Here is a 23307-nt window from a genome sequence, read left to right as displayed (position 1 = left end):
TTCGACAGGCTCAATGCGCGTGAACGCATGGGCAATCGACCTTTCGATCAGGAGCGAGCGTGATTATTTCCAGGCAACTCACCGGGCTGACCCTGGCCGGCACCTTATTCGGGCTGAGCCTGTCGGCCCATGCGCTGAATCCGGCTGCACAGACCAGTGCAGACATTCGCCGTACCAGCTTCGGCGTGCCGCACATTCGTGCCGACAACGAACGTGGCCTGGGTTTTGGCATCGGCTACGCCTACGCTCAGGACAATCTGTGTCTGCTGGCCAACGAGATTGTGACGGTCAATGGCGAGCGCTCACGTTACTTCGGCCCCGAGCAGTTCACGGTCGAACAGCGGGAAAACCGCGTCAGTGACGTATTTTTTACCTGGCTCAATACCGCCGAGGCAGTCAAAACCTTCTGGCAGGCTCAACCGGTACAGGTGCGCGATCTGGTCGAAGGCTATGCCGCCGGTTACAACCGCCATCTGGCCGAACGCCGTCAACAAGGACTGCCGCAGCAATGTCAGGGAGAGTGGGTCCGTGACATCAGCGCCGAAGATCTGGTCAAGCTGACGCGGCGCCTGCTGGTAGAAGGCGGGGTGGGCCAGTTCGCCGAAGCGCTGGCCGGCGCCACACCACCGCAAGCCACGGCCCAGGTTGAGCACAACGCCCGTGCTTATCAATTGGCCGAGGCGCGGCAACAGCGTTTCGCCCTGGATCGAGGCAGCAATGCCGTGGCAGTCGGCAGCGAGCGCTCGTTCAACGGTCGCGGCATGTTGCTGGCCAACCCGCATTTCCCGTGGGTCGGCGGGATGCGGTTCTATCAGATGCACCTGACAATCCCCGGCAAACTCGATGTCATGGGCGCTGCATTGCCGGGCTTGCCGATGATCAACATCGGCTTCAACCAGCATCTGGCCTGGACCCACACCGTCGACTCGTCGAAACACTTCACGCTGTATCGCCTGCAACTCGATCCGAAAGATCCGACCCGCTATCTGCTCGACGGCAAATCCGTACCGCTGCACAAACAGACAGTCACCGTGCAGGTCAAGCAGGCTGACGGCCAGCTCGTGTCGGTTGCGCGGGACGTTTACAGCTCGCAGTTCGGCCCGATTGTGCAATGGCCGGGCAAGCTCGACTGGGACACGCAGTACGCCTACAGCTTGCGCGATGCCAACCTCGACAACGATCGGGTGCTCAAACAGTGGTATGCGATGAACCAGGCCAGCAATCTGAAGGATCTGCAGGATGCGGTGCACAGGATTCAGGGTATTCCGTGGGTCAACACCCTGGCGGTGGATGACAAGGGCCAGACGCTGTACATGAACCTGTCAGTGGTGCCGAACGTCAGTGCCGACAAGCTGGCCAGATGCAGCGACCCGCGCATCGGTCTGCGCATGATTGTGCTGGACGGTTCCAACAGTGGCTGTGCCTGGGATATCGATCCGCAAGCGGCGCAGAAGGGCATTTTTGCTTCCAGCCAATTGCCGCAGCTGCTGCGCAAGGACTTTGTCCAACACTCAAATGACTCTGCGTGGCTGGCCAATCCGGCACAACCGCTCACCGGGTATTCGCCGCTGATCAGCCAGGATGGCCAGCCACTGGGCCTGCGCTCGCGTTTCGCGCTGGATCGCCTGGGCAATCTGAACAAAAAAGGTCCAGTGGCGGTTAGGGATCTGCAGCACATGGTGATGGACGATCAGGTGTATCTGGCCACGCAGATCATGCCGGATCTGCTGAAATTTTGCCGGTCCGACCTGGGCGGCGACGCAGCGACACTGAAACCTGCCTGTGCCAGCCTCAAAGCCTGGGACGGTCGCGCCAACCTGGCTTCGGGGCTCGGTCTGGTGCATTTCCAGAACATCATGCAGAAGCTGCTCGAGACCCCGGACATCTGGCGCGTCGCGTTCAACCCGGCAGATGCACAAAACACCCCGCGCGGCCTGGCGGTTGAGCAGCCGGCTGTCGCCAGGGCGCTGCGGGAAGCGATGCTTGCCTCTGTCGCGCAGACCGACAAAATGGGCCTGGAGCCGGACATGCGCTGGGGTGATATCCAGGTGGCCAGCAGTGGCGGGCGGCAAACGCCGATTCATGGCGGGCCGGGTACGCTGGGCATCTACAACGCGATGCAAAGCGTGCCCCGCGAAGACGGCAAACTTGAGGTGGTCAGCGGTACCAGCTACCTGCAAGTGGTGAGCTTCGATGAAAACGGGCCGCATGCCCAAGGACTGCTGGCATTCTCACTCTCAAGCGACCCGGCTTCGAAATACTCGCGCGATCAGACCGAAGCGTTTTCAAAGAAGCAGTGGAGTGTCCTGCCATTCACAGAGCAGCAGATCCAGGCCGACCCGCAGTATCAAGTGCAGACCATTCGGCAGGGGCAGGATCAGGCTGGGAAAGTGGCGGCGCAGTAAAGCCTCAACCTGAAAGCAGAAAGGCCGCTTCCCGCAAGGGACGCGGCCTTCAGCTTTTGGGCGGGCGCTGCGGCATCGAGTTGATCACCGGGTTGCCTTCCTTGTTACGCGTCAGGTAGACCGGCAGCACCCTGGGCAGGCTGTTCGCCAGGTTGTTCAGCTCTTTGATGTTGTAGACACCGCCCACCCGGATCGCGCCGGTGCTGGTATCGGCCAGCATCAACGGTTTGTCGAGATAGCGATTGATCAATGGCAGGGCATCGTGAAGTGCAAGATTGTCCAGCACCAGCCTGCCGCTGCGCCAGGCCAGTGAAGTGTCGCCGGGCGAGGTCTGGCTGATTTGCGGCGTGTAGTCGCCAGTGCGGTAGCCCGCCTGCATCGATAGCCCGAGACGCAGGCCTTCACCTGGCAAGTCGCGATTGCTGGCGACCAGCACTGAACCCTCGATCAGGTTGACGCGAACCTGATCTTCGTACATCCACACATTGAAGCGGGTGCCGGTGACCCGAATCCGGCCTTCACCGGCGCGAACCACGAACGGATGAGCCGTGTCGTGGCTGACCGTGAAGAATGCCTCGCCCTTGTTCAGGGTGACGCGACGTTCATGCCGGTAATTGCTGAAGGTCAGGTCGGTGTTCAGGTTGAGCTCCAGCTGGCTGCCGTCGCTCAGGGTGACCTGACGCACACTGTCGGTGGCGGCGTAATGCTGATAACTGTTGGGCAACCAGCCCAGAGCCCAGCTGCTGTAAGCCGCCAGCGGCAAGGCGAGGGCACAGGCCCCGACGATGACCGAAAACTTGCGCCACGAGCGTGGCGGTTTGCGTTGTGCCGCAAGGGCATCAGGCGCGGTTCCAGGCAGATCGCCGGCCACTTCCCAGATTTCCTGCATCGCCTCGTATTCAAAGGCGTGCAGCGGATGCGCATTGTGCCAGTCCTGGAATGCGCGACGCTCCTCGTCCGTGCAGTCAGCGGCGTGCAGACGCATGCACCAGTGCGCGGCGGCATCGGTGATCGCATCGTATTCGGCTTCCGAGAGAGTGTCTTGGGTCATTGACTCGTCCTGATTTCGCCCATTCTAACCTCGACGCGACATCGCCGAGAACATCCGTCATGGCATTTGCCCATCAACGTGGAACTTATTTTTCCCCTGGCACCCCAAAAAACAGGACGCACTTGCCTACTATCCATAAATGGAGTGAAAAAATGATCAAAAAGACATTCGCAGCCCTGATTGCCACCGCCGGTTTGCTCAGTGCCGGCGCCGCCCTGGCGGACAAGCCAGGCGCAGGCTGGATCACCATCGAAAAAGCCATTGACGTCGCCAAGACCAAGGCCGGTTATGTCGAGCTCTACGAGATCGGTGCCGACAATGACGGTTACTGGGAAGGTGAGGGGCGCAAAGCCGATGGCAGCGTCTATGAATTCCGTATCGACGGCGCCTCGGGCAACGTGTTGCGCGACCAGAAGGACTGATTCGCGCAGCATGCGTTAAACGTCCTGAATGCGCAGGTTCAACCTGCGCATTTTTTTATGCACTCACCCGGCAGTGGAAACCGGGTCCAGTCGCCGTCCTACCTCACAAATCAGGCGGGCGATCGAATCGGCATTCTGCAAAATCACATCTATGCGAACCTCTGGTGAGTTTTCATCCAGAAACGCGTCACGAGCCTCTTCAATGGTGGGTTTGCGCGTTATTTCCAGAATTTTCTTGCTGAGCGTCGCGGCTCCACTGTCTGAACTTTTATCCAGGGTGATATAGGCTCCTTTCTTTTTACTCCATCGCGCAAACAGCTCATCGCGCGGTGTATCCAGTGACAGCGCCTGTTTCTGAAATGTGTCCTGTTCACTCTTCATCGCCAATCCTTGCACCGTGCCGGTATTGATCAGATCAGCAAACGGTCGCCGCGCTTCCAGCGACGCGATATCAAGAGCCTCTGCAAATTGGTGAGCGAACTCGTGGATCAGCGTCGCTGCCTGGGCGTGGCCATCGATATCGAACGGTTCCGACAAGAACGATTCATAGAAATCCAGACCCGGGCTGAAGAAAAGCTCGGTGAGGTGGACTGTTTTCTTGTTGTCATTTCCCAGAACGAACGCGACGGTGGTCGAGTTATTGTCCAGGTTGGAGCCGACAACGAAACGACCGGTGTCCAGCAAGTCGTCGGAAGGATCCACCAAGGCGTTGCAAATGGGAACAATCGTTTTCTTGATGCTGCTGAGCAGCCCGGCATCGACTTGCTGAACACCAAAAAAATCCTTGAGAAAGCTGGTCACACGATCATCTGCGTTGTGACTTTTGACCAGCGCCAGGTTATGCAGACAATTGAATGCATAGAACCGAGCCATGTCGACCGCCTGCTCGATCATCCGGGCTTTTTCGGGATGGTCGCGGCGAATCTCTTTCATGCCTTCGGCTTCCACGCTCAGCATTGCCCACCTGTTCAGCGTTATGGCGGTGCGGTTGTGAAGTTTCGACATCGCCTTGCCGTAATGAACGGCATGACGATCAGGAGCCAGCACAAGTCGCGAACCGCTCAAGCACAGTGACGGCCCGGGCATTTCATCATTCAGGACCTGCCAGACGGCGCCGGGTTGTTCAACACGAACGACCTTGCCGGCGATGGGGGCGTACGTACGCTTGCTGATCGGATCCTCGTACGTGCCGTTGCTTGTGTCACGTTTGAGATCTTCAAGCGCCACCACCGCCGTTTCAAAAGGCTTTAACCCGGTCCGCAATGGCGAGGTTATTTTGATCCGGGACCAGCTCGGGGCCTGTGGGGCGGAGGCATTCGACGTTGAAACAATGTCCTTGGCACTCTTGTCCGAAGTGCTGTCTGGCGTGCTGGTTGGCGTTTCATCACTGAGCTCTTCATTGGCGGCCAGGCGCCCCAGGCTGAGCATCTGGACTCCGCCGGAGATAAACGACTTGAGCGCCTGTGTCCAATGATGATCCTGAAGGTCCTGCGCCGAATCCTTGAAGTGTTTGTAGGCTTGCCAGAGGAACGTCAGATAGGAGAGCTTGCCCGGCAGCAGACGCGAGCCGAGCGCAATGCCACGACTGAACAGCTGTTTCGCTGCCTCCCAGTCGGATTGAGCGGTGCTTTGCGACTGACAGTTCAATAACCTGGACAGCAATTGGCGGTTGTCACTGAAAAGCCGGATCAGCAGGTTGCCAGTGATTAGATTAACGGCCAGTTTCATTTCACTGGTCTCGCCGACGCTCGACTGCAACAGTCCACGAAAAACCGATTGCTGTGCCGCCGGAAGGCGGCGAATCACCAGATCCTGCAAGTTGCCCGGCGTGTTCACCGCTGCAATCAGGCTTGCCTCGTTGGCGAACTCGTGGAAGACCTCATCGGCATAGGGGGTATACAGAACCAGCGGTCCCTGGTGGCCGCTGCCCGGAGCGATGATATACAACCCCAGGGTTTCTACAGCTGTTGAGCCTTGGGTTTTGATCAGCGACAACGGATAGACGATGGCATGAGCTCCCTCCACCGTTGTCCGTGCTATGCCGTCGGGAATATCCAGCACCTGACAGATGAAATCAAAGGCGCTGGCTGACAACTTTTGCTGCAATTTCATGCCGTGCGCATGTTGCAGCAATTGCCAGGGGAGCTGGCGAATAAACCGTTGCTTGCGCTCTGCGGCCTGAGCATGGCCATCCGAGAGCGCCTCGGTGATTCGTTCGGCGAAAGTTGTGGGTATCGCCAGTGACAGCACCAGTTGCCTGACGCTTGTCTGATCCAGACCGACCGGTAGCGCTTCGGTGGTTTTCGAAGCGACGGTAAAGCCGCTGCCTGGGGCAGTACTGACAGGGTCCAGCGCAAATTCGGTGAGCGAGCGGGCAGGGGCCGCCCAAGCCGGGTCGGGCGTGATTTCGATGTCTTGCGGGTCGGGTTTGTTGCCCGCGAACCGAGTGCTGAGCAGTGTCTTGAGTGTCTCATTGACGTAGTCGGTCAGGGAGGGCAGGCCGCTCAGGTAATCCATGTGGTCGATCACGCTGTGTCGCCATTGCTCAAGCAACTCCAGGTGAAATTGCTGCTGCGCCATGGGCGCCATGCCTAACCAGGCGGGAAGCGATTGTTGTTGATTGATGGCCTCGGCCAGTTCAATGGTGCGCACGAGATTGGTATCGATCACCGTTCGTTTCAGTATGTTCAGGGCCGACGTCAATTCTGCCCGCCCCTTGAGGCGCTCGCGCACCGTATCGCAACGTGCGAGGAAGTGCTCAATACCTGACTGCATGCGGTTTTGCAGCACATTGTCCTCGATCAAACGCAAGGCACCCAACGTGTATTGCTGATGGAACCGGCGCTCTTTGCAAAGCAGATTTTCCAGCAGTGACAAGCGCGCCACACGATCCTTCAGCCGCTTCTCCAGCGTTTGACGTGCGATGACGATGCTGACGAACACTTCAAGTCCCAGCGCAGGCGTCCACAAAATCACTCTGCCTGAATGCAGGCCGTCAAGGCCGCCCCTTTCCGTCACCAGAACGCAGTGGGCCAGAGACAGCGGCTCCTTGACCTGCGGACTGTCAAGGGTGAGTGACCAGGCGTCAGGGATAAAGCCGTTGAGTGAGCGCCGATTGTTGCGACTGGGCTGATCGGCGTGGAACACGGTGTCGACAATCGCCTGTTCGGCGGTTTTGAGTGAGCCACTGAGCACGCGCAACGCTGCTTCGCCGGTCACCCCCATGAAGAGCGCATGGGCCAATTGCGATTTCATCGACTCAAGGTAATGGCGTTGCCCGGACGCCTCGCTGGTGGGCTGAGCGCGGAACGCGCCGGTCAGCAAAGCATCGATATTCTTGCAGGATCTTGCCAACGCTCGCGCCTTGTCTGCCAGGACTTCGGACGGATGCGCGGGACCTGCCAGCACCGGGCGCGTCGACCAGCGCTCTGCGGCATCGAGATTCAGCAAACGGGCATGAATCATGGTGCGGATATCCAGGGCTTTATCGAACAAGGCGTGGATGTCCACGGTGCCATCGCTCAGGCGAAATACTTGCAAAGCGTATTCGATGTTCTGTCTTTGCTTGGTGATAATCGCCTCGAACAACACGTTGAACAGGTCGCCGCCAATGCGTTCACCGGTCACTTGGGGGTGATCGAAGCCGATAAAGCGTTTGCGCTCTTCCAGACTCAACAATCCATACAGCTCGTCCTGGTGGCCAGCGGCGCGGAACTTGCTCAGTATGGTGTCTTTCAGGTCGCTGTAGTCCTTGAGCACCTGCAGGCCCATGGTCGGCGTGTAAAGACAGGCGCCCGCATGGCTGATCATCAACGAGCCGGCCAACTCGACATAGTTGGGTTCGTATTCCCACAGACGCACGTTTTCGAGGCTCAGACGGCGGGTCGGCGCGTCGGCGCAGCGAATCATCTGATGCAGGCCGGTAAACTGACGGGCATCGATGATGCCACTTTCGCGTTTGATGATCAGTTCGGCGCGTGCCTGTTCCTTGAGAACCTCACCGAAGAACGTGCGGCGTGAGGACCCGGCCTTGGCCGGGGTGTCCCAATAACCTTCCATTTCATGAAACAGCAGCATCAGCAGTTTGCCCGCGGCCTTCTTGAGCGCCTCGTCCCACAGCGACTGATCGCCGTCGCGGCTGACATGCCTGGGATTGGAAAACTCGTACAGTTGGTCAACCGGCCAATTCTGCTGCCGATGAAGCATCAGCACCGCCTCACTCAGACTCGCTGAATCATGCCAGTTCCGGTGCCGCCCCGACGCCGTAACGCCGTCGCTGTCAGGGGACGCCGTGTAGAAGTTGACACGGGTTTGTGCCTGCCTGAGGTTCGGGAAACGGCTTTTCAACAGGTCATCAAGGATTGTGTCCAGCAGAGACGTGATCGATGGCAAGCGCTTCAACTCACTGAGCAGCTGCTCGGCGTTCAATTGCTGGGCTTTCAGGATCGTGTCTTTCTGGTGTTCGAAAACATCGCCGTCGATGATTGCGTACTCCAAGGAGAGACTGCTTTGCCCGACAATCGTCTTGCGTTGGGATAATGCAAGAAATGCCAGTATCGAGTCCTCCTCCCCAGCGTTCTCCAAACGTTTGACGAGTAGCGTCTCAAGGGTCTTGCGAGTGTCGTATTTCTTGATGCCGTCGTACGGGGTGTACAGGATCGAGCCCTTGTCATCGGGCGTTGCACTGAGAATAAAACACCCGGCCAGTGTGATGAGAGGGGGCGTGCCGATGTTGATCTGAATGCTCTCGGCGATCATCGGCGGTGATTGTTCGCTGCGTAACGCGTGCGTGGTGATGCTTACATGGCTCAGCCAAGCGAAGTCCTTGTCGTTGAGAGCATGGACCTTGCGTAATTCTTTCCACTGGCCGGGAATATTCAGGATTTCGTGGAAAAGCAGTGGGGCGGGTGTTTCAGGCATCGTCGAGTCTCTAAGGCGCGCTTCGGCGCGAAGCGTTGGCCCGAGATTAAGCGCCAGGGTCGACACACGGGTGGTAGCCAGTTATCGCACACGGGCGCCGGCGTTGTGGTTGAAGGGTTGACAGCTGACAGCTCTGGCGCGGTTAATCGGTAGGCAAATCGACCGTACGCTGTTGTTCCCTCCAATAATCATTCTGGAGCTTCAGATGTCTGCGCCACACGATCATGGCTCGTCCTCGTTATCCCTCGAAGCACTCACGCAACTGCTTGAAACGATTTTCCTGCGCCACGGCACTTCCAGCGAAGTCGCTCGGGTGCTGGCTGCCAACTGCGCCGGCGCCGAACGCGACGGGGCTCACAGCCATGGTGTGTTCCGCATTCCCGGCTATGTCTCGACCCTTAAAAGCGGCTGGGTCAGTGGTCACGCCGTGCCGCAGGTCGAAGACGTCGCTCCGGGGTTTGTCCGCGTCGACGCCGGCAATGGTTTTGCTCAACCCGCGTTGGCTGCCGCGCGGCCATTGCTGGTGGAAAAGGCGCGTCATGCCGGCATCGCGGTATTGGCTATTCGCAATTCCCATCACTTCGCCGCGTTGTGGCCGGATGTCGAGCCGTTCGCCGACGAAGGTCTGGTCGCGCTGAGCGTGGTCAACAGCATGACCTGCGTGGTGCCTCACGGCGCAGATCGGCCGTTGTTCGGGACCAACCCGATTGCCTTCGCCGCACCACGGGCCAATGCCGCGCCGATCGTTTTCGACCTGGCGACCAGCGCCATTGCCCACGGCGACGTGCAGATCGCTGCGCGCAAGGGCGAATTGCTCCCGGCCGGCATGGGCGTCGACAGCCTCGGCCAGGCGACGCAGGATCCCAAGGCGATTCTCGAAGGCGGAGCCTTGCTGCCATTTGGCGGCCACAAGGGTTCGGCGCTGTCGATGATGGTCGAATTGCTGGCGGCGGCGTTGACCGGAGGCAATTTCTCTTTCGAGTTCGACTGGTCCAATCACCCCGGCGCGAAAACTCCGTGGACCGGGCAGTTGCTGATCGTCATCGATCCGAGCAAAGCGGCGGGCCAGAGCTTTGCCCTGCGCAGCGAGGAGCTGGTACGGCAGATGCACGGAGTTGGGCTCAAGCGCTTGCCGGGTGACCGGCGGCATTGGCAGCGTGCGCGATCGCTGGCGGAGGGGATTGCGTTGGATGAACAGACGTTGGCGCAATTGCGGGAGTTAGCGGGAGAGTGAATGGGTGTGCAGGTATAAAAAAGGCGAACCCTGAGATTCGCCTTGTTCTCAGTGCCTGATTCAGCGACGGCCGAGCAGCAGGCCAACCACCAGACCGAAACCGGCGGAGACCGCCACGGTTTGCCATGGATGGCCGCCGATGTAATTTTCAGTGGCCTGGACGGCGGGTTTGGTGCGCTCGCGCACGCTGGACACCGAATCGAGCGCCTGCTGCAATTTCAGCGCGATTTGTGCGCGCAGCGTTTCTGCTTCTTCGCCGACCAGAGAGGCGCTGCTCTTGAGCAATTTGTCCGATTCTTCGATCAGGGCCTGGAGCTCGCTGAAGGCTTGATCCTTGATTTGCTCTTCGGCGGCTTGCGAGGCGGTTTTACGGGCCATTGGGTGACTCCTTGCAGGTGAATGGACACTGACCAATGGAGTGTAGCGGCAGGTGAAAAGTTGCACGTCATTCGCGCAGAAGGGAAAAACCTGCAACGGAGATTTCCGTCGAGCGTGTAAGATGTCGCCATTTTACGCAGCAGGATAATTCCCCATGAGTTTCAATCTGGCCGACAAATCCCTCGCAGAGCGCGCAGCGCTGGAAGACGAGAAATCCCGTCTGTTCGAACTCTGGCAGAACAATCTGGGCAAAGCCAAAGGTGAAGCCGCGCGTCTGTTTGGCGAGCGCTCCAAGCGCAAGGGCAAATGGGCCGAGTGGGTCCGCGCCGAGCTGGACGGCATGTCGCCCCCGGAGTTCGCCAACATGGTGCGCAGTGAAGTCAATCGCTTGATGGCGGCCAACAAGTAAACCGCGTCACGTCTGGCTGAACGTGGCGGCAATCGCCTCCCGCACCTTGACCAGCACCGGATCGATCTGTGTGCTGGTGCGCCAGCCCAGCTCGACCGGATAGCGCGGCAACGCCAAAGGGCAGGGCAGTAACGCCAGCCCACTCAGCGCCGCAATGTTTTCGGCGGCGTGGGTCGGGATAGTCGCCACGGCCTGGCTGCCCTTGAGCAGCCAGGGCAGTGCGGCGAAGTGCGTAGTCGAGGCGCACACTCGGCGGCTCAGTCCGACCGCCGCCAAGCCTTCATCGGTAATACCGATAAAACCGCCGGACGAGACCAGAATGTGTTCGCGGGCGACGAATTCTTCCAGGGTGATGCGTTGCTGGCCCGGCGCAAGACTGGCCGCATCGACCAGACACGCGTATCCGCCTTCACCCAGCACCTGACGGCTGAGCAAGCGCTCGGCGAATCCGCCGGCAGTGATCGCCAGATCAATGCTGCGCTCCATCAATGCACGGGCGACGATCTGGCTGTGGGTCTGACGGAAAATCAGACGCAGCTTTGGTGCGTGGCGGGCGATCTCCTCGATCAGTCGACGGCCGTAAGCAATTTCAAAATCATCTGACAGACCAATCGCCACCGAGCGTCCTTCGTAGTGATTGGCCGCCGGATCGAGCATGGCCAGACTTTGCCGGCATTTGTTCAGGGCATCGCTGATCACCGGTTTCAACTGGTTGGCTTGCAGCGTCGGCGCCAGGCCACGTCCGGTGCGCACAAACAATTGGTCGCCATACACCTCGCGCAACCTGCGTAAAGCGGCACTGACCGCCGATTGCGTCACGCCAAGACGCAGAGCGGCGCGGCTGGCGCTGGACTCCTCGTGCAGCGCTTCGAAAACTTTCAGTAAGTTGAGGTCGACATCCGCGATATTCATTTGGCTCATATCATTCAGCAGCATTTGGGGCTTTATTCATGATCGCGTGGCGCTGGAGAATCAGCAACACCTGAACCTGATGGAGTTAACACGATGGCCAAATCCATTGTCGCTGCACTGCAGATTGGCGCCTTGCCCGGCGGCAAAAGCGCAACCCTCGAACAGATCCTTGGCTGGGAAAGCGCGATCACTGAATCTGGCGCGGCGCTTGTAGTAATGCCGGAAGCCTTGCTGGGTGGCTATCCGAAAGGCGAGGGGTTTGGCACCCAGCTGGGCTATCGTTTGCCTGAGGGTCGCGAGGCCTTTGCACGTTATTTCGCCAACGCCATTGATGTACCCGGGGCGGAAACCGACGCGCTGGCCGGACTGTCCGCGCGCACCGGGGCCAATCTGGTGATCGGTGTAATCGAACGCGCAGGCAGCACTTTGTATTGCACCGTGTTGTATTTCGACCCGCAGGCCGGCCTGACCGGCAAACACCGCAAACTCATGCCCACCGGCACCGAGCGGTTGATCTGGGGCAAGGGGGACGGCTCGACCTTGCCGGCGTTCGACACCCAGGTCGGCAAGCTTGGCGCGGTGGTCTGCTGGGAGAACATGATGCCGCTGCTGCGCACGGCGATGTACGCCAAAGGCGTCGAGGTGTGGTGCGCGCCGACCGTGGACGAGCGCGAAATGTGGCAAGTCAGCATGCGCCACATCGCCCATGAAGGCCGCTGTTTTGTGGTCAGCGCTTGCCAGGTGCAGGCCTCACCGAATGAGCTGGGGGTGAGCATCGCCAACTGGCCGGCCGATCGGCCGTTGATTGCCGGCGGCAGCGTGATCGTCGGGCCGATGGGCGACGTGCTGGCGGGGCCTTTGCGCGGAGAAGCAGGGTTGCTCACGGCTGAAATCGACACCGATGAACTGATCCGTGCGCGCTACGACTACGACGTGGTCGGTCACTATGCGCGGCCGGATGTGTTCGAGTTGACGGTCGATGAACGCGCGAAGCCGGGGGTGCGGTTTAACACGTAGCTACCAGCCTGGGAAAATTCCTGTGGGAGCGAGCTTGCTCGCGAAGGCGATTTTTCATCCGCCGACGATGGTGGCTGGGATGCCGCCTTCGCGAGCAAGCTCGCTCCCACAATCTGTTTCAGACCCGGCGGGATGTGCTTACCACGTCGCCGCACTCGCCTTGGGCAGACTCAACTTGCCGCTATCGGTAAAGCGCATCGTGCCAAACAACCCGCCCGCCAGTTTGCCGCGCAGCACGTAGGGCAGGTTATCGAGGCTTTGCGTCTGGCTCAGGCCCAGGGTCTGGCGCAGGAACGAGAACGCCGAAACGCTGACCGGCACCGTGACAATCGCTTCAGAGAAACGCGCTATCGAGCCGCTCTGATCGCTTACGCCCGAGGCCAGTGAACGGCCATTGACCTCCAGATCCAGGGCGATGCCGTTGTAGTCGATCGCCGTTTCATTGGGATTCTGCACGCGCAGCTTGATGGCGAAGCGCACTTCCAGTTCCTGGCTCGGCAGCGGTTCGAGGCCGACCACGTTGATGTTCACCGGGTCGCGGTGGGGAAACAGCGCACAGGCACTGAGCGACAGCAGCAGGAGTGACAGGATGACGGCGTGGACGCGGCGCATAAAAAACTCTCGACAAAAAAGGGCTGAACCGTTGGCGGCGCAGCCCTTTTGGATTGCCAGGGTCGGACGTCAGCGGTTCAACTGTGCGACAGCCGCCGGTTGGCCAGGTTCACCTTTGCCGGGCAGGTCGGGGTTTTCCATGACCTGCAGGATCGAGGCTTCCGGGTCGAAATCGTCTTCTTCCAGCTCGATGAACTCTTCCGGCAGGAAGATGTTCAGCACGATAGCGCACAACGCGCCAACGGTGATCGGTGATTCGAAGATGTTGCGCAACGCTTGCGGCAACTCGCGCAAAACTTCCGGTACGGCGGCGATGCCCAGACCCATCCCTAAGGAAATCGCCACGATCAGCATGTTGCGCCGATGCAGGCCAGCCTCGGCGAGGATTTTGATCCCGGCCACGGCGACGGTGCCGAACATCACCAGCTCAGCACCGCCAAGCACCGGTTTCGGCATCAGTTGCAACACCGCGCCAATCATAGGGAACAGGCCCAGCAACACCAGCAGGCCGGCGATGAAAAACGCCACGTAACGACTGGCGACGCCGGTCAGCTGGATCACGCCGTTGTTCTGCGCGAAGGTCACCATCGGCATGCTGTTGAACACCGCCGCCATTGCCGAATTAAGGCCGTCGGCGAGCAGTCCGGATTTGATCCGGCGGATGTACAGCGGGCCTTTGACCGGTTGCCGCGAGATCATCGAGTTGGCGGTCAGGTCGCCGGCAGCTTCCAACGGCGATACCAGAAAAATCACCGCTACTGGCACGAATGCCACCCAGTCGAAGTTGAAGCCGTACTTGAACGGCACCGGCACGCTGACCAGCGGCACTGCGGGCATCGAAGCGAAATCCACCGTGCCCATCAGCCATGCCACCACGTAGCCCAGGGTCAGGCCAATGACGATCGCACCGAGTCGTAGAAACGGCACGTCAACCCGGTTCAACACAACGATGGTGCCAATCACCAGCGCCGCCAGAAACACATGGCTTGCTGCGCCAAGATCCGCCGCACCGAAACCGCCGGCGATGTCGGTCATCGCTACTTTGATCAACGACAGGCCCATCAGCGTAATGATCGTGCCGGTGACCACCGGGGTGATCAGCATGCGCAGTTTGCCGATGAACTGGCTGAGCACCACTTCGATGAACGCGGCGAAAAAACACACGCCGAAGATCGTCGAGAGGATTTCGTCGGTACCGCCGCCGCGCGCCTTGACCATGAACCCGGCGCTGAGGATTACGCTGATGAAGGAAAAACTGGTGCCTTGCAGGCAGAGCAAACCGGAACCCACCGGGCCGAAACGCCTGGCTTGCACAAACGTGCCCAGGCCGGAGACGAACAGCGCCATGCTGATCAAGTAGGGGATTTCACTTTGCAGGCCCAGCGCGCCGCCCATGATCAGCGTCGGCGTGATGATGCCGACGAAACTCGCCAGCACATGTTGCAGTGCGGCGAACACCGTAGCGGTCAGGTGCGGACGGTCGTCGAGGCCGTAGATCAGATCGTTGTTGCGCGGGGCTTTTTCAGAGGCGGTCATGGTGATGTGCGGGCCGCAAAAGCGGGGCCGGGTCAGAAAATGGACGCGCAGGATGCCGCAAGCGAGCGTCGAGGGCAACGAGCAATAACTGCCTGAAAGGTCAGGTTTTACTGGGCGCAATGCCCCCTGTGGGGGAGCCTGCTCGCGAAAGCGGCGGGTCAGTCTGCCTCTCGGTCACTGACAGACTGCCTTCGCGAGCAGACTCGCTCCCACCTGCGGATCATTCACGCGCCTCGACCAGCAACGGGAAATCGTCCATGGCATACTGCCGCGCATGACTTTCGACTCCCCCCTCAGTGCCTGGCAATACGCCGTTGAACACAAGGGCTTCATCCAGGATGAAGCCCAGGAACACGCGGTCCGGGCCTTGCAAAAATGCCATGAAGGTTTGCACGCCGGTACCGGTCGGGTCAGCGGCGTGTACTTGTGGGGCCCGGTAGGGCGCGGCAAGACCTGGCTGATGGATCAGTTCTATCAAAGTCTGCGGGTGCCGGCGCGGCGGCAACATTTCCATCACTTCATGGGCTGGGTGCACCAGCGCTCGTTTCAATTGAGCGGCATTGCCGATCCGTTGCGTGCGTTGGCCAAAGAGCTGGCCGGCGAAGTGCAGGTCCTGTGTTTCGATGAACTGTTCGTCAATGACATCGGTGACGCGATCATTCTCGGGCGACTGTTTCAGGTGATGTTCGACGAAGGCGTGGTGGTGGTCTGTACCTCCAACCTGCCGCCGGACGATCTGTACGCCGATGGCTTCAATCGCGACCGCTTCACCCCGGCGATTGCCGCGATCAAGGCGCACATGCAAGTGGTCGCGGTAAATGGCGCCGAGGATCACCGCTTGCATCCGGGGGTGATCGAGCAGCGCTTCTTTGTCAGCGCTGCCGATTCGCCAAGTGCCTTGAGCGAGGTGTTCGCGACGCTGATTTGTGACGAAGCCTGTTGCGATGAACCCGTCGCCGTTGGCCATCGAATACTCAATGTGGTGCAGGCCAGTGACTCCGTGCTGTGGTGCCGTTACAGCGATTTGTGCGAACAACCTTTCGCGGCGATGGACTTCATCGCCCTGTGCGACCGCTACCGAGCTATTCTGTTGAGCGAAGTGCCGAACCTCAGCGCGCAGAAGCGTGAGGGGCGTATTGCACGGGGCACCGAAGACGGCGCCGCGCGGGTGGTCGCTGGCGATCGTGAGTTGCCGCAGTTGTCGGTGCACGACGACGGCGTTCGCCGCTTCATCGCGTTGGTCGACGAATGCTACGACCGCAAAGTGCCGCTGTACGTCGAAGCAGTGGTGCCGATGGACGCGCTGTACACCGAGGGCTATCTGCAATTCCCGTTCCGCCGCACCCTCAGCCGTTTGCAGGAGATGCAACTGCAGCGCTTTGCCGAAGCCTGAAAGAAGAGGGCGCCGACATGAGTCAACCGCTGTCCCATCATTTGCTGACCATGGCCTACCAGAATGCCTGGGCCAACCATCGATTGGCCAAGGCCTGGCTTCAGCTAGACGCCGCCGAACTCGCCGCGCCACGGTTGAGCTTCTTCCCGAGCATCCGCTTGACCCTGAACCACATCCTCACTTGCGACTGGTTTTACGTCGATGCGCTGGAGCGCGAGTTGCGCGGTGACGAGCCGCACCCGGACTGTTACGTATTCTTCAAGGCTGATGAGCCGTGTACCGAAGCCACCGCGCTGCGGGAACAACAGGCTCGCGTCGATCGTCGTCTGATCGCCTATTGTGAGCAACTGCGCGATGCCGGTCTGCCGAGAATCGTCACCATCGCCCGCGACCCGCCGCAACATGACAGTCGCGTGCGGATGCTGTCGCATTTGTTTGAGCACCAGATCCACCATCGCGGCCAGGTACATGCAATGCTTAGCGGCACCGCGGTAAAGCCACCGCAACTGGATGAGTTTTTCTGTGTGGGCGAAAGTGCATTGCGCGCCGAAGACTTTGCCGAACTCGGCTGGACCGAGGAACTCATCTGGGGCCACTGACCGCAAAAGATCGCAGCCTCGTTGCACTCGTCAGCTCCTGCAACCCGGTACATGTAGGAGCTGACGAGTGCAACGAGGCTGCGATCCCTTGATCTTCCGTGAGCGGCGAATCCACCGCAAACCAAAAGCCGACCATAAAAAAAGGCGCCCCGGGCAGGGCGCCTCAACTGTCATCTCCCGGGCCAGAGCGGAGCCACGGGAGGTCCATCGGTTGCTCGTTAAAGCTCAGTCGCGATAAGACTCCGTAACCTGCGCCGTCTGGTCGGCAGGAACGCGAATTTCTTTCGCATCGGGATCGGCCTTTTGCGCGTGCTGGACCGGGAAATTGTCGTAGTAATAATGCATCCGCTCGGCACCGCCTTCGGCGAAGACGCTGGTGGAACCGAGGGTGAGCAGGGTGGTGAAGATGATAATAGTGATTTTCATGGTGCCTCCTACTGAACAAGTCGGAGTCGGTTCGTCCGTGAAGCAGATCTCGGGGCAGAGTCTGTCCGGCGCCGATTAACACCTGGTTAACATTCAGTTATTGCGGACTTTGCACGCACAAAAAAGGGCCTGTTTCAGGCCCTGTTCGTTTTACTTTTGCGCCACCTCTGCCGGTTGAGGCGGCTTGGGTTTCATCAAGCTGAAATCGATCAACGCACGTTTTGCCGTCTGATACGGATCACCAATCAACAGCTTGCGCGGCACGAAGCTGTCGCTGACCAGACTCTTGCTGCGGTCCAGCTCATCCGAACTCAACCCGGCCAGATCGGCCCAGGTATGAATGAACTGCGAGCTGCTGTACGGGCGGCTGAGGTCGCCGGCGAAATTCCAGTCGTGATTTTCCTTCCACTTTGGCGATGCCCAGGCCATGAACGGGATGGTGTACATCGGCGCGGTCGGTTTGTTTTCGTTACGGCCCAGGGTGTTGTGGCCAGCCGAGTCGAAGACATCTTCACCGTGGTCGGAGAGGTACAGCAGGAAGCCGTTCGGATCGGACTTGGCGTAATCCTTGATCAGGCTCGAGACCACGAAGTCGTTGTACAGCACGGCGTTGTCATAGCTGTTGTAGGTCGGCAGCTGATCATCACGCACACCGGCCGGTACGCCCTGGCGATCCTGAAACTTGTCGAAACTCGGCGGATAACGGTACTGGTAGCTCATGTGCGTGCCGAGCAAATGCACGACGATCAGTTTGCGCGGCGCCGCATCGGCCAGAGCCTTGTTGAACGGCTCGATGACGTCGCCGTCGTATTGCGCGGCGTTCTGGTTGCGGTTGTTGTTCAGGTACACCTGCTCGTCAGCCTGTTCGGAAAAGGTCGTGAGCATGGTGTTGCGCTTGGTCATGGTCTGCTGGTTGGTGATCCAGAACGTCTTGTAACCGGCCTGTTTCATTACGCTGACCAGCGAAGGGGTAGACAGATAGAGGTCCGGATTCTGCTCATCGGCGAAGGTCAGCACTTGCTGCAACGCTTCGATGGTGTAGGGGCGCGGGGTGATGACGTTGTCGAAGATCGCCAGTTGATCCTTGAGCTTGTCCAGTTCCGGTGTGGTCTTGCGCGGATAACCGTAGAGGCTCATGCGCTGGCGGTTGGTCGATTCACCGATCACCAACACCAAAGTCGCCGGCTGCCCGGCCGAGGCGTCCTTGAGGTTTTTCAGTGGCGGGATCTTGCTGGCGCTGTCGAGCATGCCTTGCATGTCGGCCAGGGTTTCCTGATAGCGATGATAGGCCACGGCCATCTGCCAAGGCACGGCGGGCTCGATGCGCGTTTCGAATTTCTCGAAGCCCTGGGCGAAGGTGCCCATGCGCATGGTTTGCTTGACCAGCGGGTAGCCAACCACGGCAACGACAATCGCCGTGGCGGCGACCAGTGCGCGGCCACGGGGCATGTACACCGGGCGCAGGCGCGTCCAGAGGAACCAGGCGAACGCGGTATGGGCGAGAAACGCCGGAACCATCCACCAGGCAAAATACTGCGTCATGTACTCGCCCGCTTCAGACACGTTCGATTCGAACATGATGAAGATGACGCTTTGGGAGAATTCCTGCTGATAGATGAAGAAGTAGCCCAGACTGGCCATCGAGCAGGCCCACAGCACCACGCCGATAATCGCCGCCAGTACCCGAGTGTGTTTGGGGAACAGCAGCATCGGCGCCAGCCACAAGGCGCTCATCACAAATGCCTGACGGAATCCGGTGAAGCCGGAAGTGCCCGTCAGCTGGATCAGCAGTTGGGTGATGCCCGAGAAGTACCAGAAAAAAACAAACAGCCAGAGAAATCCGGCCCAATCGAAACCAGTCGCAGCAGTTTTGCTGCGTTTGAACAATGCCATTGCGCGCTCCAGCTCAATCATCAAACCCACGCCGGACGCTTCCATGACACCGACGAACAGAGGCCGTACGCGCAGGTACGGCCAGAATGGGGCGGAGTATCCCCAAGGGCGTGTGAAAGATTTGTTAAAAACCGCTCTTGGCGTGAATCAAGCGGTCAGAGGTGCAACATGTCGGGAACGACGGTGGTCGTTCCCGAAACAGGCGGGGGATCAGGCGTGAGGCGCGCGCTGCACAACCGGACGCGGTTGCGGCTGCGAGCCCAGGGTCAGTGCGCGCAGTTGCGCCAATTCGTGCTTCAACTGGTCACGCTCGTCTTTCAACTGGCGCAATTCATCGCGACGGATCGTAACGTAGAGGGTTTGTGGCGGCATTGCTGTGTGTACTGTGCCCATTGCTCACCTCGCAAATGGCGTGCATCAACTGTAAGTCACTCCTCGTTCCGAGGCGCTTGACTTACTATCGGCGCCAATTTTGATTTCTTTTGCCCTGGAAGGGAACTTTTTTATTTTTCATGGTCGGTGTGTCTTCGGCAGGATTCGGGGCGTTATCACTCTGGATCGGGCACAATGCCCGGAAACTTCATCGCAACGCTCTGGACTAACCTCCATCAGTCGCGTTGGGCTATAACCAATGACACACATTTATTTGTAGTAAGGAGCATCAGCACATGCAACTCGGGATTATTGGACTGGGCCGCATGGGCGGCAATATTGCGCGACGTCTGATGCTCAACGGTCACACCACCGTTGTTTACGACCGCAATACCGCTTTCATCGAAAACCTGGTCGCCGAGGGCTCCACCGGCGTCGCCGACTTGCCAGCCCTGGTCGCCGGCCTCGACAAGCCACGCGCTGTCTGGGTCATGCTGCCGGCCGGCGCACCGACCGAAGACACCATCAACACCCTGAGCGAACTGCTCGAACCCGGCGATACCATCATCGACGGCGGCAACACCAACTATAAGGATGACATTCGCCGGGCCAAGAGCCTGAATGCGAAGGGCCTGCATTACATCGATGTCGGCACCTCCGGCGGCGTCTGGGGTCTGGAGCGCGGCTATTGCATGATGATCGGCGGCGACGCCGAAACCGTGCAGCGCCTCGACCCCCTGTTCGCCGCACTGGCGCCGGGCATGGGCGACATTCCGCGCACCAGGGATCGCAAGTCCGATGACCATCGTGCCGAGCACGGCTACATCCACGCCGGTCCTGCCGGTGCCGGGCACTTCGTGAAGATGATTCACAACGGTATCGAGTACGGCATGATGGCCGCGTTCGCCGAAGGCTTCGACATTCTCAAGACCAAATCCAGCGAACGCCTGCCCGAAGATCAGCGTTTCGACCTGAACGTGGCCGACATCGCTGAAGTCTGGCGTCGTGGCAGTGTGGTGTCGTCCTGGCTGCTCGACCTGACCGCCGATGCGCTGGCCAGCGACCCTAAACTGGACGGTTTCTCCGGCTCCGTCGCCGACAGCGGTGAAGGTCAATGGACCATCGAGGCAGCCATGGAGCAAGCGGTGCCGGTACCGGTGCTGTCCAACTCGCTGTTCTCCCGTTACCGCTCGCGCGGGCAGGGCACCTTTGGTGACAAGATCCTGTCTGCACAACGCTTCGGCTTTGGCGGCCACGTGGAGATTGCCAAGAAATGACCCGGACGATCCGCAGAAAATCCAAGGCAGAACCCGCCCCACCGACCACGCTGTTTTTGTTCGGTGCCCACGGCGACCTGGTCAAGCGCTTGCTGATGCCGGCGCTGTACAACCTCAGTCGCGACGGCCTGCTTGACGAGAATCTGCGGATCGTCGGCGTTGATCACAACGCCATTACCGATGAAGCGTTCGCGCAGAAGCTCGAAGACTTCATCCGCACCGAAGTGGCGGCGAAGGTCGGCAAGGGTGATCAGATGCTTGATCCGGCCCTGTGGGCCAAGCTCGCCAAAGGTATCAGCTACGTCCAGGGCGACTTTCTGGACGACAGCACCTATTCAGCCCTGGCGGCAAAGATCGCCGACAGCGGCACCGGCAATGCGGTGTTCTACCTGGCCACCGCGCCGCGTTTCTTCAGTGAAGTGGTGCGCCGCCTCGGCAGCGCCGGTTTGCTTGAAGAAACCCCGCAAGCGTTCAGAAGGGTGGTGATCGAGAAGCCGTTCGGCTCTGATCTGCAAACAGCCGAAGCCTTGAACGCCTGCTTGCTCAAGGTCATGAGCGAGAAGCAGATCTACCGGATCGACCATTACCTGGGCAAGGAAACCGTGCAGAACATTTTGGTCAGCCGGTTTTCCAACAGCCTGTTCGAAGCGTTCTGGAACAATCACTACATCGACCACGTGCAGATTACGGCGGCGGAAACCGTCGGCGTCGAAACCCGTGGCAGTTTTTACGAACACACAGGTGCACTGCGCGACATGGTGCCCAATCATCTGTTCCAGTTGCTGGCGATGGTTGCCATGGAACCGCCGGCCGCGTTCGGCGCCGACGCAGTGCGCGGCGAGAAAGCCAAAGTGGTTGGCGCGATTCGGCCATGGTCGACCGAAGAGGCGCGGGCCAACTCGGTGCGCGGCCAGTACAGCGCCGGCGAGCGCGACGGCCAGCCGTTGAAGGGTTACCGCGAAGAAGCCAACGTCGCGCCCGACAGCACCACCGAAACCTACGTGGCGCTGAAAGTGATGATCGACAACTGGCGCTGGGTCGGTGTGCCATTCTATCTGCGCACCGGCAAACGCATGAGCGTGCGCGACACCGAGATCGTCATCTGCTTCAAGCCGGCGCCTTATGCGCAATTCCGCGACACCGAAGTGGACGAATTGCAGCCGACCTACCTGCGCATCCAGATCCAGCCGAACGAAGGCATGTGGTTCGACCTGCTGGCCAAGCGGCCGGGGCCGGCGCTGAACATGGCCAATATCGAGCTGGGCTTTGCCTACAAGGATTTCTTCGAAATGCAGCCATCGACCGGCTACGAAACGTTGATCTACGACTGCCTGACCGGTGATCAAACGCTGTTCCAGCGTGCGGACAACATCGAGAACGGTTGGCGCGCAGTGCAGCCGTTCCTCGATGCCTGGCAGCAGGACGCCAGCGTCCAGACCTATGCGGCTGGCGAAGATGGCCCGCAAGCGGCCGAAGATTTGCTGACTCGCGATGGCCGCGTCTGGCATGGCCTCGGATGAGTGACTTGGCGAAACAACCCATCCGTTTTTTGCTAAGTGACATGGACGGCACGCTGTTGTTGCCCGATCACACGCTCAGCCAACGCACTATCGATGCGGTGCGCTCGCTGCGCGAGGCGGGCGTGTTGTTCAGTCTCGCCACGGGACGTCCACCCAAAGCCATGTTGCAGCAGATCGAAGCCTTGGGCGTGGATCTGCCGACAGCAGCGTTCAATGGCGGCACCATCGTCAAGCCTGACGGTACGCTGTTGGCTGCGCATTATTTGCCGGCCAGTACAGCGCTGATCGCACTGGCGCTGTTCGCCGATCAGCCGGATGTAGAGATATGGGTCTTCAGCGGCGGCAACTGGCTGCTCAAGGACCCGCATGGGCCGATGGTTGCGCGCGAACAGAGCGGTCTCGGGTATCCGCCGGTGGTGGTGGAGAGTTTTGAGCCCTATCTGGAGCGGATCGACAAGATCGTCGCGACCAGCAACAACACTCAGTTGCTGATTGAACTGGAAGCGCAGCTGTTGCCGAAGGTCAACGGCATGGCACAGGTGTCGCGCTCACAACCGGTGTACCTCGACGTCACCGCGCTGGAGGCCAACAAAGGCACCGCCCTGACCACGATTGCCGACTATCTCGGCGTGCCGCTGGAGCAGTCTGCCGCCATCGGCGACGGTGGCAACGACCCGGCGATGTTCAAATGCGCAGGGCTCTCGATTGCCATGGGCCAGGCGGATGAGGCGGTCAAGCGCCAGGCTGACGTCGTCACCGCGCCGAATACCGAAGATGGCGTGGCACAGGCGATCGAAAAGTACATCCTCGCGTACTGACCCAACCCAAAAACCATTGTGGGAGCGAGCCTGCTCGCGAAAGCGGTGTGTCATTCAACAGATTCGTTGCCTGACACGGCCTCTTCGCGAGCAGGCTCGCTCCCACAGGGTAT

Annotated in this window: 19 protein-coding genes; 10 read left to right on the top strand and 9 right to left on the bottom strand. The window is 59.7% G+C overall.

Going from position 1 to position 23307, the window contains the following annotated elements:
• Positions 1-59: 59 nt before the first annotated feature.
• On the top strand, positions 60-2405 hold the full coding sequence (gene pvdQ / locus VNV36_RS22625) for a bifunctional acylase PvdQ (protein WP_325720736.1): 2346 nt from the start codon (positions 60-62) through the stop codon (positions 2403-2405).
• Between the two features lie 49 nt (positions 2406-2454).
• Here the strand turns inward: pvdQ and VNV36_RS22620 are convergent, their stop codons facing one another.
• Positions 2455-3456 (bottom strand): FecR family protein, encoded by a 1002-nt coding sequence (locus tag VNV36_RS22620; RefSeq protein WP_325720734.1) that lies wholly within the window; start codon positions 3454-3456, stop codon positions 2455-2457.
• A 152-nt stretch (positions 3457-3608) separates the two neighbouring features.
• Here VNV36_RS22620 and VNV36_RS22615 point away from each other — a divergent pair, with 152 nt between their 5' ends.
• On the top strand, positions 3609-3878 hold the full coding sequence (locus VNV36_RS22615) for a PepSY domain-containing protein (protein ID WP_325720732.1): 270 nt from the start codon (positions 3609-3611) through the stop codon (positions 3876-3878).
• Between the two features lie 63 nt (positions 3879-3941).
• Here VNV36_RS22615 and VNV36_RS22610 read toward each other — a convergent pair whose 3' ends face one another.
• Positions 3942-8798, bottom strand: a complete 4857-nt coding sequence (locus VNV36_RS22610) for a dermonecrotic toxin domain-containing protein (RefSeq protein ID WP_325720730.1) — start codon at positions 8796-8798, stop codon at positions 3942-3944.
• Between the two features lie 205 nt (positions 8799-9003).
• On the opposite strand from VNV36_RS22610, the gene VNV36_RS22605 reads away from it, so the two are divergent.
• Positions 9004-10032: an Ldh family oxidoreductase gene (locus VNV36_RS22605; protein WP_325720728.1), complete on the top strand. Its 1029-nt coding sequence runs from the start codon at positions 9004-9006 to the stop codon at positions 10030-10032.
• Positions 10033-10092: 60 nt separating this feature from the next.
• Here VNV36_RS22605 and VNV36_RS22600 read toward each other — a convergent pair whose 3' ends face one another.
• A complete protein-coding gene (locus tag VNV36_RS22600) occupies positions 10093-10410 on the bottom strand; it encodes an ElaB/YgaM/YqjD family protein (protein ID WP_325720726.1) in 318 nt (105 codons plus the stop codon).
• Between the two features lie 154 nt (positions 10411-10564).
• Between VNV36_RS22600 and VNV36_RS22595 the strand changes: the two genes are divergently transcribed.
• Positions 10565-10819, top strand: coding sequence for a hypothetical protein (locus VNV36_RS22595; RefSeq protein WP_003224595.1), 255 nt, complete (start codon positions 10565-10567; stop codon positions 10817-10819).
• Between the two features lie 6 nt (positions 10820-10825).
• Here VNV36_RS22595 and VNV36_RS22590 read toward each other — a convergent pair whose 3' ends face one another.
• Entirely contained in the window at positions 10826-11740 is a 915-nt protein-coding gene (locus VNV36_RS22590; protein WP_325720714.1) for a LysR family transcriptional regulator, read from the bottom strand.
• An 84-nt stretch (positions 11741-11824) separates the two neighbouring features.
• On the opposite strand from VNV36_RS22590, the gene VNV36_RS22585 reads away from it, so the two are divergent.
• A complete protein-coding gene (locus VNV36_RS22585) occupies positions 11825-12748 on the top strand; it encodes a carbon-nitrogen hydrolase family protein (RefSeq protein WP_325720712.1) in 924 nt (307 codons plus the stop codon).
• Positions 12749-12886: 138 nt separating this feature from the next.
• Here the strand turns inward: VNV36_RS22585 and VNV36_RS22580 are convergent, their stop codons facing one another.
• Positions 12887-13360: an LEA/WHy family protein gene (locus tag VNV36_RS22580; RefSeq protein ID WP_325720710.1), complete on the bottom strand. Its 474-nt coding sequence runs from the start codon at positions 13358-13360 to the stop codon at positions 12887-12889.
• Between the two features lie 69 nt (positions 13361-13429).
• Positions 13430-14896, bottom strand: coding sequence for a nucleobase:cation symporter-2 family protein (locus tag VNV36_RS22575; RefSeq protein WP_325720708.1), 1467 nt, complete (start codon positions 14894-14896; stop codon positions 13430-13432).
• Positions 14897-15170: 274 nt separating this feature from the next.
• Between VNV36_RS22575 and zapE the strand changes: the two genes are divergently transcribed.
• Entirely contained in the window at positions 15171-16289 is a 1119-nt protein-coding gene (gene zapE, locus VNV36_RS22570) for a cell division protein ZapE (protein WP_325720706.1), read from the top strand.
• Between the two features lie 17 nt (positions 16290-16306).
• The gene (locus tag VNV36_RS22565) at positions 16307-16888 is read left to right on the top strand and encodes a DinB family protein (protein ID WP_325720704.1); all 582 of its coding nucleotides are present in this window, start codon (positions 16307-16309) and stop codon (positions 16886-16888) included.
• Between the two features lie 225 nt (positions 16889-17113).
• Here VNV36_RS22565 and VNV36_RS22560 read toward each other — a convergent pair whose 3' ends face one another.
• The 3 genes from VNV36_RS22560 to VNV36_RS22550 form a co-directional block, all read right to left on the bottom strand.
• A complete protein-coding gene (locus VNV36_RS22560) occupies positions 17114-17314 on the bottom strand; it encodes a hypothetical protein (protein ID WP_325720702.1) in 201 nt (66 codons plus the stop codon).
• A gap of 150 nt (positions 17315-17464) precedes the next feature.
• Positions 17465-19207, bottom strand: coding sequence for a phosphoethanolamine transferase CptA (locus VNV36_RS22555; RefSeq protein ID WP_325720701.1), 1743 nt, complete (start codon positions 19205-19207; stop codon positions 17465-17467).
• Positions 19208-19417: 210 nt separating this feature from the next.
• On the bottom strand, positions 19418-19600 hold the full coding sequence (locus VNV36_RS22550; protein ID WP_325720699.1) for a DUF6026 family protein: 183 nt from the start codon (positions 19598-19600) through the stop codon (positions 19418-19420).
• Positions 19601-19875: 275 nt separating this feature from the next.
• Here VNV36_RS22550 and gnd point away from each other — a divergent pair, with 275 nt between their 5' ends.
• Genes gnd through VNV36_RS22535 form a run of 3 tightly spaced genes read left to right on the top strand, consistent with a single transcriptional unit; the run spans position 19876 to position 23194 of the window.
• Complete coding sequence (gnd, locus tag VNV36_RS22545; protein ID WP_325720697.1) at positions 19876-20856, top strand: phosphogluconate dehydrogenase (NAD(+)-dependent, decarboxylating); 981 nt, start codon at positions 19876-19878, stop codon at positions 20854-20856.
• A complete protein-coding gene (gene zwf, locus VNV36_RS22540) occupies positions 20853-22376 on the top strand; it encodes a glucose-6-phosphate dehydrogenase (RefSeq protein WP_325720695.1) in 1524 nt (507 codons plus the stop codon). Before gnd ends, zwf begins: the two co-directional genes overlap by 4 nt.
• A complete protein-coding gene (locus tag VNV36_RS22535; RefSeq protein ID WP_325720693.1) occupies positions 22373-23194 on the top strand; it encodes an HAD family hydrolase in 822 nt (273 codons plus the stop codon). Before zwf ends, VNV36_RS22535 begins: the two co-directional genes overlap by 4 nt.
• The last annotated feature ends 113 nt before the right edge of the window (positions 23195-23307 follow it).

It is taken from the genome of Pseudomonas sp. (assembly GCF_035554175.1).
Taxonomy (GTDB): domain Bacteria; phylum Pseudomonadota; class Gammaproteobacteria; order Pseudomonadales; family Pseudomonadaceae; genus Aquipseudomonas.
Note: the sequence above shows the minus strand (reverse complement) of the source record. Positions and strands in the feature narration are given on the sequence as shown.

What these genes read in the sequence shown, in the direction of transcription:
- VNV36_RS22620 (WP_325720734.1), bottom strand. Translation starts at nt 3,456, where the DNA reads ATGACCCAAGACACTCTCTCGGAAGCCGAATACGATGCGATCACCGAT.
- VNV36_RS22615 (WP_325720732.1), top strand. Translation starts at nt 3,609, where the DNA reads ATGATCAAAAAGACATTCGCAGCCCTGATTGCCACCGCCGGTTTGCTC.
- VNV36_RS22610 (WP_325720730.1), bottom strand. Translation starts at nt 8,798, where the DNA reads ATGCCTGAAACACCCGCCCCACTGCTTTTCCACGAAATCCTGAATATT.
- VNV36_RS22605 (WP_325720728.1), top strand. Translation starts at nt 9,004, where the DNA reads ATGTCTGCGCCACACGATCATGGCTCGTCCTCGTTATCCCTCGAAGCA.
- VNV36_RS22600 (WP_325720726.1), bottom strand. Translation starts at nt 10,410, where the DNA reads ATGGCCCGTAAAACCGCCTCGCAAGCCGCCGAAGAGCAAATCAAGGAT.
- VNV36_RS22595 (WP_003224595.1), top strand. Translation starts at nt 10,565, where the DNA reads ATGAGTTTCAATCTGGCCGACAAATCCCTCGCAGAGCGCGCAGCGCTG.
- VNV36_RS22590 (WP_325720714.1), bottom strand. Translation starts at nt 11,740, where the DNA reads ATGAGCCAAATGAATATCGCGGATGTCGACCTCAACTTACTGAAAGTT.
- VNV36_RS22585 (WP_325720712.1), top strand. Translation starts at nt 11,825, where the DNA reads ATGGCCAAATCCATTGTCGCTGCACTGCAGATTGGCGCCTTGCCCGGC.
- VNV36_RS22580 (WP_325720710.1), bottom strand. Translation starts at nt 13,360, where the DNA reads ATGCGCCGCGTCCACGCCGTCATCCTGTCACTCCTGCTGCTGTCGCTC.
- VNV36_RS22575 (WP_325720708.1), bottom strand. Translation starts at nt 14,896, where the DNA reads ATGACCGCCTCTGAAAAAGCCCCGCGCAACAACGATCTGATCTACGGC.
- zapE (WP_325720706.1), top strand. Translation starts at nt 15,171, where the DNA reads ATGACTTTCGACTCCCCCCTCAGTGCCTGGCAATACGCCGTTGAACAC.
- VNV36_RS22565 (WP_325720704.1), top strand. Translation starts at nt 16,307, where the DNA reads ATGAGTCAACCGCTGTCCCATCATTTGCTGACCATGGCCTACCAGAAT.
- VNV36_RS22560 (WP_325720702.1), bottom strand. Translation starts at nt 17,314, where the DNA reads ATGAAAATCACTATTATCATCTTCACCACCCTGCTCACCCTCGGTTCC.
- VNV36_RS22555 (WP_325720701.1), bottom strand. Translation starts at nt 19,207, where the DNA reads ATGGCATTGTTCAAACGCAGCAAAACTGCTGCGACTGGTTTCGATTGG.
- VNV36_RS22550 (WP_325720699.1), bottom strand. Translation starts at nt 19,600, where the DNA reads ATGGGCACAGTACACACAGCAATGCCGCCACAAACCCTCTACGTTACG.
- gnd (WP_325720697.1), top strand. Translation starts at nt 19,876, where the DNA reads ATGCAACTCGGGATTATTGGACTGGGCCGCATGGGCGGCAATATTGCG.
- zwf (WP_325720695.1), top strand. Translation starts at nt 20,853, where the DNA reads ATGACCCGGACGATCCGCAGAAAATCCAAGGCAGAACCCGCCCCACCG.
- VNV36_RS22535 (WP_325720693.1), top strand. Translation starts at nt 22,373, where the DNA reads ATGAGTGACTTGGCGAAACAACCCATCCGTTTTTTGCTAAGTGACATG.